The sequence below is a fragment of the Mesorhizobium sp. L2C066B000 genome, assembly GCF_000502335.1.
In the GTDB taxonomy this organism is placed as follows: domain Bacteria; phylum Pseudomonadota; class Alphaproteobacteria; order Rhizobiales; family Rhizobiaceae; genus Mesorhizobium.
On sequence record NZ_AYWZ01000008.1, the window covers coordinates 1 to 13,476 of the forward strand.

The following is a 13,476-nucleotide window of genomic DNA, read 5'->3' on the forward strand; positions in this document are numbered from 1 at the left end:
GTCGCTTGCCCGCCGGCGCCCGCCTGCAGCATCAATGCATCGAGTAACCCGCTGTCGCGCGCCTGCACCGCTGCCGGCACCGCGTCCTTGGCGACCTTGCCGGCGGAGGCGATCGCCGCCATGCCGGCCTGTGCCTGTTGGGCCTGTGCTCTTGCTCCACGCAGACCCTCCACCTCCTCCTTGCGCCGAAAGATGCGCTGCGGGCTGCGGCCGGCGCTCTGCACGATCTTCAGCGCCTCGTCGCCGTCGATATTGTCCATGATGCCGGGATCGAACTGCGCCATCTGCATGGCCGTCGTCACCACCTGGATGGTGTCGCGCGCTTCGGCCGAGCGCCTGAGCACATCGAGCGGGCCGGTGAAGGTCGGCCGCACCGACTTGCCGGCGAGGCTTTCCGGCGGCGCGAAGCGGCTGTCCTCGTCATAGAGGCCCTTGTCTTCCAAAATGCCGAGCTCGCGGTCGAGATTGCTGGCAAACCCGGCCTGGATGATCGAGCCCGAGGGGCCGAGCAGCGCGCCCTTTTCCTCCTGGCGGATTAGCGCCTCCGTCGCCGTCATCTGCGGGTTCTGCACCAGCGTCTGGAACAAATTGACGAACATCATGTCGCGGATTTCCTCCGCCCGGCTCGCCGCATAGTTGAAGGCATAGGTCGGGTTCTGTCCGGTCGCGATCGGCTGGATCAGCGGCCTTCCATTGTCGTCGATGAGGCCGGGATAATTCTCACCGGGGTTGAGCACCGGGACATAATCGAGCCTGGCCTTGGACGCGGTTGCCGGATCGGTGATCTGCTGCAGGGCGCGCAGGCCCGAGCGGCGCACCGCGTTTTCCTCGCGCACCGTCGTCAGCGCCTCGATGGTCGGCGAGATACCATAGGGATCGCCCTCGTAGCGGCGCCAGTTGAATGTCGACACCGGGAAGGAGCGGAAACCGCTTTCCCTGACGATCTCCTCCTCGTCCTCGATGACGTGATAGGAGGCGAATGCCGTGTCGAGATACTGATAGTCGCCGGAAAGCCGGTACATCTTGCGCTCGTCGCGCGGCTGGATGCACTGGATCAGCGAGATTTTCGTCTCGCATTTGGCGGGATCGTCGACCAGCATCTTGATCCGCGCCGGCATTTTTTCGTAGCCGAGCAGCTGCGCCGCCTGTCTTGCCGTGCGCTCGTAGCGGCGGTGGAAAATGTCGACCTGGCCCCAGCGGTTGCGGGCGAGATAGCCCTCGACCACGGGGATCGAGGCATAGCGGATCAGCGTGCCGCCAAAGCCTTCCTCGGCATAGAGATAGGCCGGGCCATAACGCACGACATTGCGCAGGCAGGCTTGCGTGGCCGGCACGAAATTGGAGTTGGCGGAATAGCGCAGCGCAAACAGGAAGTCGCGCAAGCCTTCCGCCCATTCCTTCTCCTCGTCGGTCTCCTCGTCGTTCATTTCTGCGGTGGTCAGCCCGTGCCATTTTTCCGACTGCGGGATGATCAGGCTTTCGAGCCCGGCGGCGAGGCGATTGGCGGCCGAGTTGATGGTGTTGGCATAGACGCGGGCACCGCGCCGCTCCTGCCGCTCGGCCTGCGAATCCGGTCCGCCGCTCCTGCGGCCGCTCCAGACATCGGGCGCATCGGGATCGCAAAATTCCGCCACCTGCTCCCACACCGCCTCGTACTGAGAGCGCTCGGTCTCGAGCTCGGATTGGCGGGACAGGATATCGCGGGCACGGGAATCGGTCATGAGGGGCTCGCTGGGTAGGATGTGAATGGACGGCGAAGCGGCGCTTCTCCCCACTTGAGGGGGAGATGGCCGGCAGGCCAGAGGGGGTCGCCGCGCGTAGAGCGCTAGCCTCATCTGTCGGTGGCGGGAGGTCGCGTCCGGTCGCACCGACCCCCTCTGTCGCCTTCGGCGACATTTCCCCCTCGAGGGGGGAGATCGGCAGCGTCAGCCGACTACGCGCTGCGCTTGATGCCCTCGAGCACCGGCGCAGTTTTCCGGCCAAAGCGCTGGACGACGAAGCGGCCCGCCTTCTGGCCGGGGACCTCGATCAAAGTATAGGTGATCCAGGACAGCAACGTCACCGTCGGCAGCACAACGGCAACGACGATGGCGAAGCGCAGCGGCGCCGACAATTGGTGGCCGAACTCACTGATGACGAACGCCGCGACGGGCTGCAGCACCAGCAGATGGATCAGGTAGATGCTGAAGGAAAGCTCGCCCATCAGGTGGAAGAACCGGTTGCTGAGCGTCACGGCGATCGCTCGCGCCAGCGTTCCCGCCCTTCCAGGCAGCATGCGGTAGAGAACCAGCGCAAAGAAGCCCGCCACCAGCGCTTCACGCACCAGAACCTTGCCCAGCCCCTGGTCGCCGCCAAAGGGCAGCGCCGCCAGCAGCAGCGCCAGTGCCAAGTACAGGATAGATCGCGGCTGGCTCTGATGCACGACTCCGGCCAGCAGCATCCCGCACAGGAATATCTGTATCTTGAGCGGCAGAAAGGACGGCATCGGAAAATGGATCGACAACAGCCGCATCGCAAACACGATGACGCAGCCGGCCGCCGCGACCACAAGGGCGCTCCTCATCCAGTCCAGCCTGCGCACCAGCAGCATGACGGCCGGGAACACGGCATAGAACTGCATCTCCAGCCCCAGGCTCCAGTCAGGCAGCGGCGTGCGATAGGCGAGGTTCGGCACCAGCCCAAACAGGAACGTGAGATGAGCGACGATGTTTTTCAGGCTGCCGTCGAGGTAGCGTTCCGGCGCCTGGTGCGATCTGGAGAGGAAATCGTCGATGATGATCCTGCAATCGTAGAGATAGGGGCCAAGCGCCAGCGCCAGGCAAAGCATGACATAGAACAGCGGCGCGATCCTGAAATAGCGGCGCGTCCAGAATTTCAGCCAGGTTTCCGGTCTTTGCCAAGGCTCCTTTTCCTGGCGCAGCTGATAGTGGAACACCATCAGGAAGCCGGACAGCATGATGAACAGGTCGACGCCGAGATCCGGCTCGCCGACGATCGGAATTTGCCAGCCGGTCAAAAGCATGCAGTGCCCGACCAGCACCCAGATCGCCGCAAGCGCGCGAAGCCCGTCCAGGCATTCGATGCGCGACGACTTGATGATGCTGGTTTCGTAGCTAGCCATGTTGCACTGCAGCATGGCGCCTGAGGGGCGATTGTCAAGCCGCTGAGAGATGACGAATTGCTACACCCTCCCCCTTGTGGGGAGGGTCGGCGAGTTCGCTTTGCAAAGCAAAGCGAGGGAGACGGGGTGGGGGTGCAGCGCAGACCCCACCCCGTAGGCTGAACCGCACGTACCGTGCGGCTCAGCCTACGACCCTCCCCACAAGAGGGTAAGATGCGTCACCTCCGCTTCACCAGCCTGGCATGCCGTCGCCAGTACCACCACGCCAGCACGCGCTTGCTGAAACTGCGCTTCATCGCGGTCATGGTCATACCCCCAGCAGAACGCGGCGCTGGCCGGTGAGGTCGCCGGGCGCGAGGTCGGTTTTCACCGTCGCCGCCGTGCCCTGGCGCTGTTCGAGTTCAGCCCGCAAGGCTGCCTCGCGCGCCTGCACGTCCTTGTCTTCAATGGTCGGGGTCGGTGGCAGCGGCTTCAGCGCCGGCGGCTTTTGAAAGAGACACATGGTTCCAGCCTTCTCTTGTCCAGTCGTAAAGGAAAAAGTCTTCGCCGTTGCGGCCATATCCAGGCAACCGGCAGCGTTGGGTGGCGCCGAGCCGGCCGAGCCAGCGCAGAGCCAGTTCGTTGGCGGCGAGCGCCCGCGCCTCGACCCGCCAGGCGCCCCGCGCCGCAACCTTCGGCCCAAGCACCGCATGGAAGTGGCCGGTGATGCCAGGCACGCAGCGCTTCATGCGGCGCGTGCCCCAGCTCCAGGCGATCCACAGCCCGCCGCGCTGTTCGGCGGCGCCAAAGCCGGCCTCCGGATTGCCGTCGAGCTCGGCGACATAGGCAAAGCCCTGCAGCGCACTCAGCGCCAGCAGCGCCGGCGACCAATGGTCGAGCTGGCAGTCGATCTCGGCACGGTCCTCGGGACGCAGATTTGCGGCGATGTAGGAGAGATCGCGCAGCGTGGCGGCGATGATGCGGAGGGTCATGGATATCCCATCCCGCGCGAGGCAGCGTTGCGAAGACCCTCGGAATCCTGCCATCAAAGGCGTCTGAAGATGACGTCGATGCTTTCGCAGCGCTTGCCACAACCATAACAGGGCTATAACATTCGAAATACAATCATAGGAGGTATCGTTGCGATCGCTCATTCTCGCCGCGATGGCGGTGTTTGCGTTGCGATTTGGCGCGGCTCAGTCGGACGACGTGGATAAGACGGACACTCTGTGGCAAAGCTGCCCAAAGGGCGTGCTCTTCAAGGAACTCGAGTCGGGGATTGTCGTGACCGTCATCCGACAAGGTTCCGGTAAAGCCGCTTTACGGCGGATAAGAAGCTTTTGCAGCCGGCCACGGCGGCGGAGCTGGTGACGAAAGAGGGCGACCACGGATTTATCAGTGGTCCGATGCCTTCCTATATGTTTGCGGTAGGTCCGGATACAGTCAAGAACTTCAATTGGAGGCCCGCTGAAACTTACCCAAATGCATTCTATACCGTTCGGGACGATGAAGGCGTCGAACCACTACTAAATTTTGTTGATGTTGGCTGCGCGCCGTAGCTGAACGGATGATGATTGTTTTCACAATAAAGGACACCGCCCAATAAAGAGGTGGCCCTTTCTGAGCGGCACCGATATCGATCTATTTACGGCCAAGCTGAATAGTAGTCGTCTGGTAGATTGATACCAAATTTTCCCGGAAGGAACCGCAGCAAATCGGGAGGCGTACCATGCAAATGAAGACCACGCTTCATTTTTAATTTCAGTAACCACTTAAGACCAGATTCGTCTGCATAATCTGGATTACCATATCATCAACCGATGACGGCTCGCCTGATGCACGCTGCATTAGGTATTCGTCAACTATCCTCGATGCTTCAGGAAAACGTGGGTCGCCGATGGGTACTTGATCGATGTCGGATCGATTATGCTTAGACCTGGAGGTCGGACCATTAACGTCTGAGAATTGATCCTTGCTGTTTACTACGCTTTCAATGCGGTAGCCCCAATCCGTGTCTTTGCCGTGCTATCCCGCCACGCGGCTTCGGCCTGCAACTTGCCCTGCGGGTCGAGGCCCATCTTGTCGAGAACATCGAGGCCGCGCCGGCGAGCGGCGTTAAAAGCCACAGTGTCGTTGGGATTGCTTTGAGCGATGGCGTCAAGCTCGGCGCGCTGGACCCCGGACCATTGGTTCTGTTCATAATCCTTGCGCCGCTGGAGCTGCCGCTGCGCCATGCGCACCGCGCCTGCCATGCGCATCGCCTCCTTCTGCTTGGCAAAGTTGGCGCGTTGGCTTTCGGGCATGCTCGGCAAGACCTCGCCGAACATCTTGTCGAACAGACCGGGCTTCACCGCTCGGCCGTCATACGGGTCCAGCTGGCCGTACATGGCCTCGTGCATGCCCGCGCCGTCGGCCGGCGCCTTCGCCGCCAGCTCGTCTTCGGCCAACGCGATCCGGCCGTTGAATTGGCGGCGTGCGATCTCGGCGTCGAAGGCCTCCTGTCGCTCTGTCATCTTCCGGTAGTGCTCGGCCAGTGCGGAAAGCTCGTCGCCAAAACCCTGCATGGCGCCGCCGATGGGCGACCCTTGCGGATACTGCACTGCGTTCCCCGTATCGAGCCGTCGCCGACCAACGGAGAGTGGGATGATGTGTACCATTGTTGGCTGCTCCCCGGCTTTGAACAAAGGCGCGCAGCGCTGGCGACCACAGCAGGGCCGGGCCACACGCGTTCGCCCGCCCGCCTCGCGGGCTTTGTCGGATCGAAGACTCTTGGAAAGATCGAGGGCGCTTGCCCCTCACCGAAACGCCCCCAGCGGATCGCTCTGCCCCGCCGGCCTTCGCGCCGCCCTGAACTCCGCGGGATCGACGACCGCTTCCCGCAGCATCATCACGCCATAGCGCGTCGCGGCCATCAAATCGTCGCGCAGTTTCACCACTTTGCCGTCCTTGCGATGGTAAAGCCGAAATTCCTCGAACCAGGGCAGCAAGGTCGAAAACACCTTGAAGCGGCCGGACTGCATGCGGTCGAGCATTTCCATCAGCCCGGCCTCGACCGAGACCGAGCCGTCGGCAAAGCGGGCGTGGCCGGTGAGCATGTTCAAGCCGTGGGCGGCATATTGCCTGGCGAGCGCCGTGCCCGCCCCTTCCAGCGTCTCGCGGCGGCCGTCGCGCGGCCAGGCCCAGGGCAGCCATTCGCCCCATGGCTTCAGCGCCAGCACCTGCATCGCCGGCGTCTGCTGCGAGGCCCTGGCTGCTTTGGTGACGTAAACGATATCAGCCTCCGTATCCCAGGCGAGTTCGACGGCGGCCGACGGATGGTCCCAGCCGAAATCGAGGGCGCCGATCCGCGGCCAGTAGCGCGGCAGCCGGAACGGCTCGCAGGCAATCAGCTCCTCGGCAATCGGAAAGATGCGGCCGGAGCCCAGCACCGGAATGCCGCGCGCCCGCGCCTCGCGCTCATGCTCGGGATAGGCGGCAACGATCGCGGCTCGCTCGTCCGGCGAATAATGTTCGGCGTCATCGATGGTCATGAAGGTGACGTGACGGGTCATGGGGCCTGCCGGATTGATTCGGGATGCCGTGATATGGCTTTGTTCGCGCACGATATTTTTGGGCCGGACGCGGCGGGTCTTCCCTTCTCCCCTTGTGGGAGAAGGTGTCGCCGAAGGCGACGGATGAGGGGTGTTCCAGGGAACGCCGACGCGTCACTCCGCTGGAACACCCCTCATCCGTCTCGGCGCTATCGCGCCGATCCACCTTCTCCCACAAGGGGGGGAGGAAGAGCGCGCACCTCACCCGACAAAAACCTTAGCACCACGTCGCTCATGCCAAGCAGCGGCGTAAACGTCACCATGGTGATGCCGCCCGTCGCGTTGGTGCGGGTCAGGCCTTCGGAATAGATATCGAGCGGCGGCTCCTCGTCGAACCAGACGCCGTGCAGGGTTTCGCCCTGCCACTTTTCGCGGCCCTTCTCATAGCTCTTGAACGACAGCACCGATTCATCGGCCTGCACGTCGCCGCCGCCGCCCCAGCGCACCACGATGCTGTCGAGCGCGCCCGGCGCGCCGCGGCCCATCGTGGTCTGGCGGATGGCATCGGCGGGGATCATGCCGGTGCCCCATGCCGCCTGCTGCTGCGGCGGGCCGACCAGCACGCGCTGCGGGTTGTCTCGCGTGCCCTCGCCGGTCACGCCGGCAGCCCATAGCCTGACGGCGGCGTCGAAGGTCTTGCCCTGCCACCACGCGGGATAGCGGCCGGTGAGATGCATGGCCCATTCGGCGCCGCCGGCCCTGGTCTTGCCCAGCTGGTTGCCGGCCATGAACAGACGTTCCCGGTTCTGCGCGCCGGCGGCGTGAAACTGCGCCTGCCTGGGATAAGGCCGGTAGGCGGCAAGCTGGTTAGTCCTGCGCCTGCGGTCCAGCTCCTGCAGCAGCGCCAGATAGTGGCGGCGCGTCTTCAGGCTGGTCGCCAAACGGCCCGAGGACGGCTTCGAGGCCACGGATGCGGCGGCGGATCTCGTCATCGCTCAGGGCTTCCAGATTGTCAGATGAAACATGCAAATCCTTGGCCAGATCCTTGGGCAGCACCGATTGCACGATCTTCAGATACTGGTCGGGCTTGTCGGCCCGGACCGCGGCAATCACGCCGGCGCCATGGGCGCGGAAATCGGCGCGAACCGCGTCGAGGAAATCATCGCCAAGCGTCTTCTTCGTCCGCTTCGGCTTGGCAGCGGCGGCAGTCGCCTTGCGGCCAGGACGAGAACGCGGCGCCGTCCGGTCAGCCATGATCCGAGATCCCGGCGGGCTCGGCGGTCGCTGCCTGCTTCGCCTGCTTTGCCGGCCTTGCCCGCTTGATCTTGCCGGACTTGATCTTGCCGGACTTGCGCCGTGCCGATTTTGGCCCTGACCGTTTTGGGGCGGCCTTGCGGGCTGCATCAGCGGCCGGCGCGTGGCGCTTTCCGGCAGACGCGGCTTTCAGGCTTGAACTGGCGATCGCCCTTGCGTCGTGCGCGCCGCGCGGAAAACCGAAGCCGCCGATGGCATCGACGGGACCGCCGCGAACCATGCCGATCAGCACGCCCGGCACGACCGGCTCGATGCGGCCGATGCGCGCCTGCGGGGCAGCGCCCTCGAACACGCCAATGGCGCTGACGACCTCGCGGCCGTCATCGTCGGTGATGATGGTGGCATAGCGGTTGGACATGGGGGCCTCGCGGATAAGGCAGAATGAACCGAGGATAGCGTTCCTTCACGCCCCCCTCTGTCCTGCCGGACATCTCCCCTCAAGGGGGGAGATTGGCAGCTCCAGGGTCGCGACCAATTTGCAGCGCTGACGATTGGCGAAAGCAAGGCGGCAGTCCGATCTCCCCCCGTGTGGGGGTTGAGGAGTGGTCCGCGCAGCGGACGGAAAGCCAATTGCTTGGCTTTCCGAACGACGAACGTCCGGCAGGCCAGAGGGGGGCTGTCCCGCCGACATCCGATATCCGCACGTTGTGGGCATCAGGAAAACAAAACCCGCCTCGTGGGCGGGTCGGTGGCGCAAATCAGCACCATGGACAAATCATAGCAAAGCTGCCCTCACCCGTCAATACCAATAAGAAATAATTCCTAACTATATACTCGACGTACCAGACGGATTTGCGATAACGAATCCAAGGAGTTATCGCAATGTTCGATCTGACCAACGCCATTTACCACGACGCCGACAAGCCCGCGAGCATTTGGAGGCTATCCATTGGAGCCATGAAGGAAGACGTGAAGTCTTCCGGGCCGCTTGGCGGCGAAGGCAAGACCGTCGAGGCCGACGAGACCTACATCGGCAAGCGTGAGACGCCTCGCGTTTCAGAGCAGCGCAAGGGCCGCCCCTTCACCAAGAAGGGCAAAGGCGGCGGCGCGCATAAGCGCATTGTGGTTGGTCTGGTCGAGCGCGGCGGCAAAGCCCGTATGTTCCATTTGAACGACGCCACGGCCTCTACCGTGCGCGATGTGCTGGTCCGCAACGTGTCTCGCGACACGACGCTCTATACCGACTCGTCGCGCCTCTACACGCGCACTGGCGATGAATATGCATCGCACAAGACGACCAATCACGCCGCTGGCGAATACGTACGCTACGAAGGCGCAGAGACGATCCACTCCAATACGATTGAAGGCGTGTTCTCAGTGTTCAAGCGCGGCATGGTTGGCGTCTACCAGCATTGCGGCGAAGCTCACTTGCACCGCTACCTTGCTGAGTTCGATTTCCGCTACAATCGTCGCACGGCTCTTAAGGTGACTGACACCGAACGCCACGACCAGTTGCTTGCAATGATCGAAGGCAAGCGCCTTACCTATCGGCGGATTGGTGAAGCCGGTCACGCCTAAGCAGAAGGCGCGCCGGTTGATGGCAATTCGAAGTAGTAAGGGCTCTAGCTCGGGGCTTTGAACAGGCCCCGAGCGATCCAGCCCACCAAGCCCACGACAGCCACCGCTGTAGATCCAATAAGAGTGATGACGACCTTATCGTCCAGCTTGAAGGGGCAACTCGGAATTCCCTGTGCGATCAGGATAATCCCTGAGAATGCCGAGAAGACAATTAGGAAGCGGAATGCTTTGTCGGCGTACCCCTGCCTGAGATTTCGGTCGGCCCGCTGGTCAGTCACGCCTTCTTTTAGGCTGTCGATTTGCGTGCGCAGCTTCTCATTTTCCAGCCGCGCCTTCTCGAGCTCGTAAATCGCCTGAGACTCGTCCGTCTCTGCGGGCAACGACTCCACCTCGGCCCTTACCAGAGCCTTCATATCGGCGTCTGGCTTAGCGCTTTTCGGCGAGTCCACTGAAATAGTCCGCAATCACATTGTCTGGAATTACAACGCCGCGACGGCCGGGCTCAAAGACCCTCTCCCAAGGTGTGCCTCGCCGGTGGGTCAGGGATGAGAGCGTTGACGCCGGATAATCCGCATATGCCGCGTAAACTTGCTCCAAAACATCTCGCTCGTTCGGCTCCAAATTCTCGCGTGGGGCGTCAATTGGCTGCGTAACCGGATCAGGCCCCCACGGCGCTAGAGCGCGATACAGAGTGGGGATGACGGGACCAAACTCCCACGCCTGCACCTCGTCGCGGATAAGTGGATGGCGATGAAGAGCCATGTTCCAGCCGTGGGCAAAATAGACCAGCTTTTGAAGCTGCATATTTGAAAGCGCGCGACCGCCATCGCGTCTAGCGCGCTTAATGAACCAATTGGCTATAGCCCGCGAATCAACATATGGCATGGTGCCTCAATATGAGGAGTGCAAGCTAAAAGTCCAATTATTCAGGCTTTTCGGCCTTATTTTCGGACTTTTGCGTCTTCTGGTCTGTCTTATGCTTTTCTTCATGGTGCGATCTGGGCGGCGTCTTCAGCATCCGCTGTACCGTCTCGTTGAAGCGTGTATCGTTGGTTTTGTCGCTATCACGGTTGGCTGATTCTTTCATTGGACCCTATCCAGCGAGAAGATTTTGAACGCGCCATCGGCAAGTTAGCCGTCAATTGGGCTGCTGCCGAACACGGGTTCGACCACTGCATTTCTATCCTATTTTATGAGAAAGGCGCTAGCTCGCTAGTTACTACATTGCCCCTGAATGCGCGGGCAAAAATCCGATTCTTCCAAAAGGCGATCAAAGCAATACCAGAGCTTGCTGGGGCCGTTCCACGGGCTGAGGAGCTTGCGAACGCTGCCTTCAGAATCCTGGATGATAGAAACTGGTGCATCCACGGGACGGCATCCATGATTGGCGGCACGCTCTTCGAGCAACCCTTCAATCTGTCGCGCTTCGAACGACCAGCCATGGAATCCATAGAACACAAGGAGGTCACCATGGGTTTCATCCATGTGACCAGCGAATCATGCGCCAAACTAACGCTGGCTTTGGCTGTGTTCATGTTCAGGAAGTTCGGTCTGTTCACTGAGAACGAGGTCGAGGATGCGCTTCGCGGTGTCCGCGAAGATATCACCTTCTAGCTCCGCGTCCCTGCCTCTATTTGCGCTTTCAGATCAGTGCCGGCCTGTCGGCTCGAATCATAGGACATATTCCCATACTTTCTCAAGTATATAATTAGGAACTAATTCCTACTTCGGTCAAAGCCGCGTCTTGGCGCGGCCGCGCATTGCGCAAGGGCAGCATCGATGGGATGCTGGGTCTCGTCGGAGAGCGCACAATGAGCGATGTGACCAGTCACTATGGCAGCGGCGGCATCGTCGAGCGCATCCTGGCGGCTGTGCCGGATGCCAAGGCCGGCGGCCTCGCGGCCAAACAACTCTATCCGTTCGACCAGCTTCATGGCCGCGAGCTGATCGCCACGCAGGACCATGCCGCGCGTCTTACCCCCTCCGCCACCGATCGGGTTCTGGACATCGGCAGCGGCATTGGCGGCCCGGCCCGGTTTCTGGCCGAGACCTATGGATGCAGCGTCGACGGCGTCGACCTGACGCAGGCGTTCGTCGAGGCATCCCGCCGATTGACCGAGCTCTGCGGCCTAGGCGACAAAGTGCGTTTCCATGAGGCCGATGCGACAAGGCTGCCTTTTGCAGACGACACATTCGACGCGGCAATCTGCTTCTATGTCGGCATGAATATCGCTGACAAGGCGGCGGTCATTGGGCAAGCGTGGCGCGTGCTGAAGCCGAAAGCCAGGCTTGTCTGGACCGAGGCGGTGCTAGCGGACGGCGAGCCTTACTATCCCTTGCCTTGGGCGGTGTCGTCGGCGGCCAGCCATCTTGTCGACGGCGAGACCCTGAAGGCTCTGTTTGCTTCAGCCGGATTCCGGGTCGACGATGTCATCGACGAAACCGGCGATCACGTCGAGCTGGCGTTGAAACGGGCAAATTCCGGCCTCGTGCCCTCGCCCGCCCAGCAGCAGGCCAATGAGATCGTGCTCGGCGCCGAGTTCGTGCGTCGGCGAAAAAACTACATAAGCAGCCTGAGCGAGGGAAAACTCGCGTCACTGGCCGTTATTGTTTCCAAGCCGCATGAAAACCCGCCTCGGCGGCGGGTTGCTGGCGCAAATTAGCACCATGAACAAATCGTAGCATAGCTGCCCTCACCGGTCAAGATATTTCAGGAAAGAATTCCTACATCGACATCGACCGGAGACTCGGTGATGTTAGCGCTACCACATCCGGCGTCAAGTCATATGCATATGTTCTAAAGTGCCATGCCGTCGGCGGATGTTGTCTGATAATTTGCCCTTTGGCATCAAGGGGGCAAAAGAAGCCATGTCTGAGGACAAAATCCGAAATATAAATCTGACCGCCGACATCGTCGCGGCATTCGTGCGCAACAATTCAGTGCCGCCGGATAGCCTGCCGGCGTTGATCGAGAGCGTCAATGCAGCGCTCGCGGCCGTGGACAATCCCGTTGCTCCGCCGCAACCTGCGCCTGAGCCCGCGGTCAACCGCAAGCGCTCGGTGACGCCCAATTTCATTTACTGCCTGGAGGATGGCAAGAAGTTCAGGTCGCTGCGGCGTCATCTCGGCTCCGCCCATGGCATGACGCCGGAAGCCTATCGCGCCAAATGGGACCTGCCCGGTGACTATCCGATGACGGCGCCCAGCTACGCCGTCAAGCGCTCGGAGCTGGCAAAGGAGTTCGGGNCTGCCCGGTGACTATCCGATGACGGCGCCCAGCTACGCCGTCAAGCGCTCGGAGCTGGCAAAGGAGTTCGGGCTCGGCATCAGGACACCCGAGGCCCCGGCCGCCAAGGCGCCGGCCAAGAGCAAGACCAAGGCGTAAAGGCACGCCCCCTCCGTGCCGTACGCCTGCTGGAGGACGATCGTGGTGGCCGGAGAGCCCAATGACGTTCGCGTGGAACGTGTGGACCGCCGCCAATGGGCGGTGCTGGTTGCCGAGAATGGCACGGTGACCCAGCATCTGTTCATGGCCCAGGAAGCGGCCGAGGAGTTTGCCGACGGCGAGCGGACAAGGCTCGGCCTTCCCGCCAGGCCGCCGGCGGCGGATCCGCTGGCCTGAACAGTCCTTCAACGGGCTGCAGGATACAAGACGCAGCCTTCGACAGGCCGTCTAGCGACTGGTCATTAGCTGGCTCTTATGGAATCATTCCACTCCAACTCGGGGGAGAGCGGGATGGACAAACCAGCCATGGCATCCGTGTTCAGGATGCGGCAAGCGCCAGCCACTGTTTCGGGCGTTCGCAGCGTCGGCCAAGGCCAGGCCGATCCGGTCATCGGCAGAAGGCCGCTCGGCGAGGCGATCCGCTTCGTCATCGACGCCCATCCCCATTACGACATCAGCTGCGTTTCGATCGCCTATGGCGACGGCTCGGCCCCGCGCCTCGGCAGCCGGGAGGTCAAGGCGCTGTGGGCCGAATATGGCCGCCGCTGGATGGAAGAGTAGCGCAGGCC

At 62.0% G+C, this 13,476-nt stretch carries 17 protein-coding genes and 2 pseudogenes; 7 read left to right on the top strand and 12 right to left on the bottom strand.

Annotation, left to right across the window (positions count from 1 at the left end; all coding sequences use genetic code 11):
* The 9 genes and pseudogenes from X733_RS148730 to X733_RS148715 form a co-directional block, all read right to left on the bottom strand.
* Window positions 1-1,721: portal protein (locus X733_RS148730; RefSeq protein ID WP_023819032.1), on the bottom strand; the 1,721-nt coding region annotated here is incomplete at its 3' end.
* Window positions 1,722-1,933: 212 nt separating this feature from the next.
* Window positions 1,934-3,121 (bottom strand): acyltransferase, encoded by a 1,188-nt coding sequence (locus X733_RS148725; RefSeq protein WP_023819033.1) that lies wholly within the window; start codon window positions 3,119-3,121, stop codon window positions 1,934-1,936.
* Window positions 3,122-3,428: 307 nt separating this feature from the next.
* Complete coding sequence (locus X733_RS1000000169620; RefSeq protein WP_155924219.1) at window positions 3,429-3,623, bottom strand: hypothetical protein; 195 nt, start codon at window positions 3,621-3,623, stop codon at window positions 3,429-3,431.
* Window positions 3,565-4,092, bottom strand: a complete 528-nt coding sequence (locus X733_RS12380; protein ID WP_023819034.1) for a hypothetical protein — start codon at window positions 4,090-4,092, stop codon at window positions 3,565-3,567. Before X733_RS12380 ends, X733_RS1000000169620 begins: the two co-directional genes overlap by 59 nt.
* Before the next feature lie 990 nt (window positions 4,093-5,082).
* Window positions 5,083-5,757 (bottom strand): hypothetical protein, encoded by a 675-nt coding sequence (locus X733_RS148720; protein WP_031193445.1) that lies wholly within the window; start codon window positions 5,755-5,757, stop codon window positions 5,083-5,085.
* Window positions 5,758-5,895: 138 nt separating this feature from the next.
* Window positions 5,896-6,645 (bottom strand): annotated as a pseudogene (locus X733_RS0135000) (terminase family protein); the annotation flags it as partial.
* Between the two features lie 254 nt (window positions 6,646-6,899).
* Window positions 6,900-7,559 (bottom strand): annotated as a pseudogene (locus X733_RS0135005) (terminase family protein); the annotation flags it as partial.
* Entirely contained in the window at window positions 7,498-7,884 is a 387-nt protein-coding gene (locus tag X733_RS1000000168210; protein ID WP_023819036.1) for a hypothetical protein, read from the bottom strand. The gene X733_RS1000000168210 and the pseudogene X733_RS0135005, both read right to left, overlap by 62 nt.
* Entirely contained in the window at window positions 7,877-8,302 is a 426-nt protein-coding gene (locus tag X733_RS148715) for a hypothetical protein (RefSeq protein ID WP_023740014.1), read from the bottom strand. The genes X733_RS1000000168210 and X733_RS148715 overlap by 8 nt, the downstream gene beginning before the upstream one ends.
* A gap of 464 nt (window positions 8,303-8,766) precedes the next feature.
* Between X733_RS148715 and X733_RS148710 the strand changes: the two genes are divergently transcribed.
* On the top strand, window positions 8,767-9,462 hold the full coding sequence (locus X733_RS148710) for an IS1595 family transposase (protein WP_023740015.1): 696 nt from the start codon (window positions 8,767-8,769) through the stop codon (window positions 9,460-9,462).
* Window positions 9,463-9,506: 44 nt separating this feature from the next.
* Here X733_RS148710 and X733_RS148705 read toward each other — a convergent pair whose 3' ends face one another.
* Genes X733_RS148705 through X733_RS1000000169625 form a run of 3 tightly spaced genes read right to left on the bottom strand, consistent with a single transcriptional unit; the run spans window position 9,507 to window position 10,549 of the window.
* Window positions 9,507-9,875, bottom strand: a complete 369-nt coding sequence (locus X733_RS148705; RefSeq protein WP_023749530.1) for a hypothetical protein — start codon at window positions 9,873-9,875, stop codon at window positions 9,507-9,509.
* Between the two features lie 13 nt (window positions 9,876-9,888).
* Window positions 9,889-10,347, bottom strand: a complete 459-nt coding sequence (locus X733_RS148700; protein WP_023819037.1) for a type II toxin-antitoxin system antitoxin SocA domain-containing protein — start codon at window positions 10,345-10,347, stop codon at window positions 9,889-9,891.
* 37 nt (window positions 10,348-10,384) lie between these two features.
* Window positions 10,385-10,549, bottom strand: coding sequence for a hypothetical protein (locus tag X733_RS1000000169625; RefSeq protein ID WP_023740018.1), 165 nt, complete (start codon window positions 10,547-10,549; stop codon window positions 10,385-10,387).
* On the opposite strand from X733_RS1000000169625, the gene X733_RS148695 reads away from it, so the two are divergent.
* From X733_RS148695 to X733_RS148680, 6 genes are all read left to right on the top strand, one after another.
* Entirely contained in the window at window positions 10,549-11,076 is a 528-nt protein-coding gene (locus X733_RS148695) for a hypothetical protein (protein WP_023819038.1), read from the top strand. The genes X733_RS1000000169625 and X733_RS148695 overlap by 1 nt on opposite strands.
* A gap of 197 nt (window positions 11,077-11,273) precedes the next feature.
* Window positions 11,274-12,125 carry a class I SAM-dependent methyltransferase gene (locus X733_RS0135010; protein ID WP_023749532.1) on the top strand — a complete coding sequence of 284 codons (852 nt, stop codon included), beginning with the start codon at window positions 11,274-11,276 and terminating at the stop codon, window positions 12,123-12,125.
* A gap of 205 nt (window positions 12,126-12,330) precedes the next feature.
* Window positions 12,331-12,720, top strand: coding sequence for a MucR family transcriptional regulator (locus tag X733_RS148690; protein ID WP_023819039.1), 390 nt, complete (start codon window positions 12,331-12,333; stop codon window positions 12,718-12,720).
* A gap of 7 nt (window positions 12,721-12,727) precedes the next feature.
* Entirely contained in the window at window positions 12,728-12,847 is a 120-nt protein-coding gene (locus X733_RS1000000168215) for a hypothetical protein (protein WP_023819040.1), read from the top strand.
* A 42-nt stretch (window positions 12,848-12,889) separates the two neighbouring features.
* Window positions 12,890-13,084, top strand: coding sequence for a hypothetical protein (locus X733_RS148685; protein WP_023689866.1), 195 nt, complete (start codon window positions 12,890-12,892; stop codon window positions 13,082-13,084).
* A gap of 114 nt (window positions 13,085-13,198) precedes the next feature.
* Window positions 13,199-13,468, top strand: a complete 270-nt coding sequence (locus X733_RS148680) for a hypothetical protein (RefSeq protein ID WP_023671445.1) — start codon at window positions 13,199-13,201, stop codon at window positions 13,466-13,468.
* Window positions 13,469-13,476 lie beyond the last annotated feature (8 nt).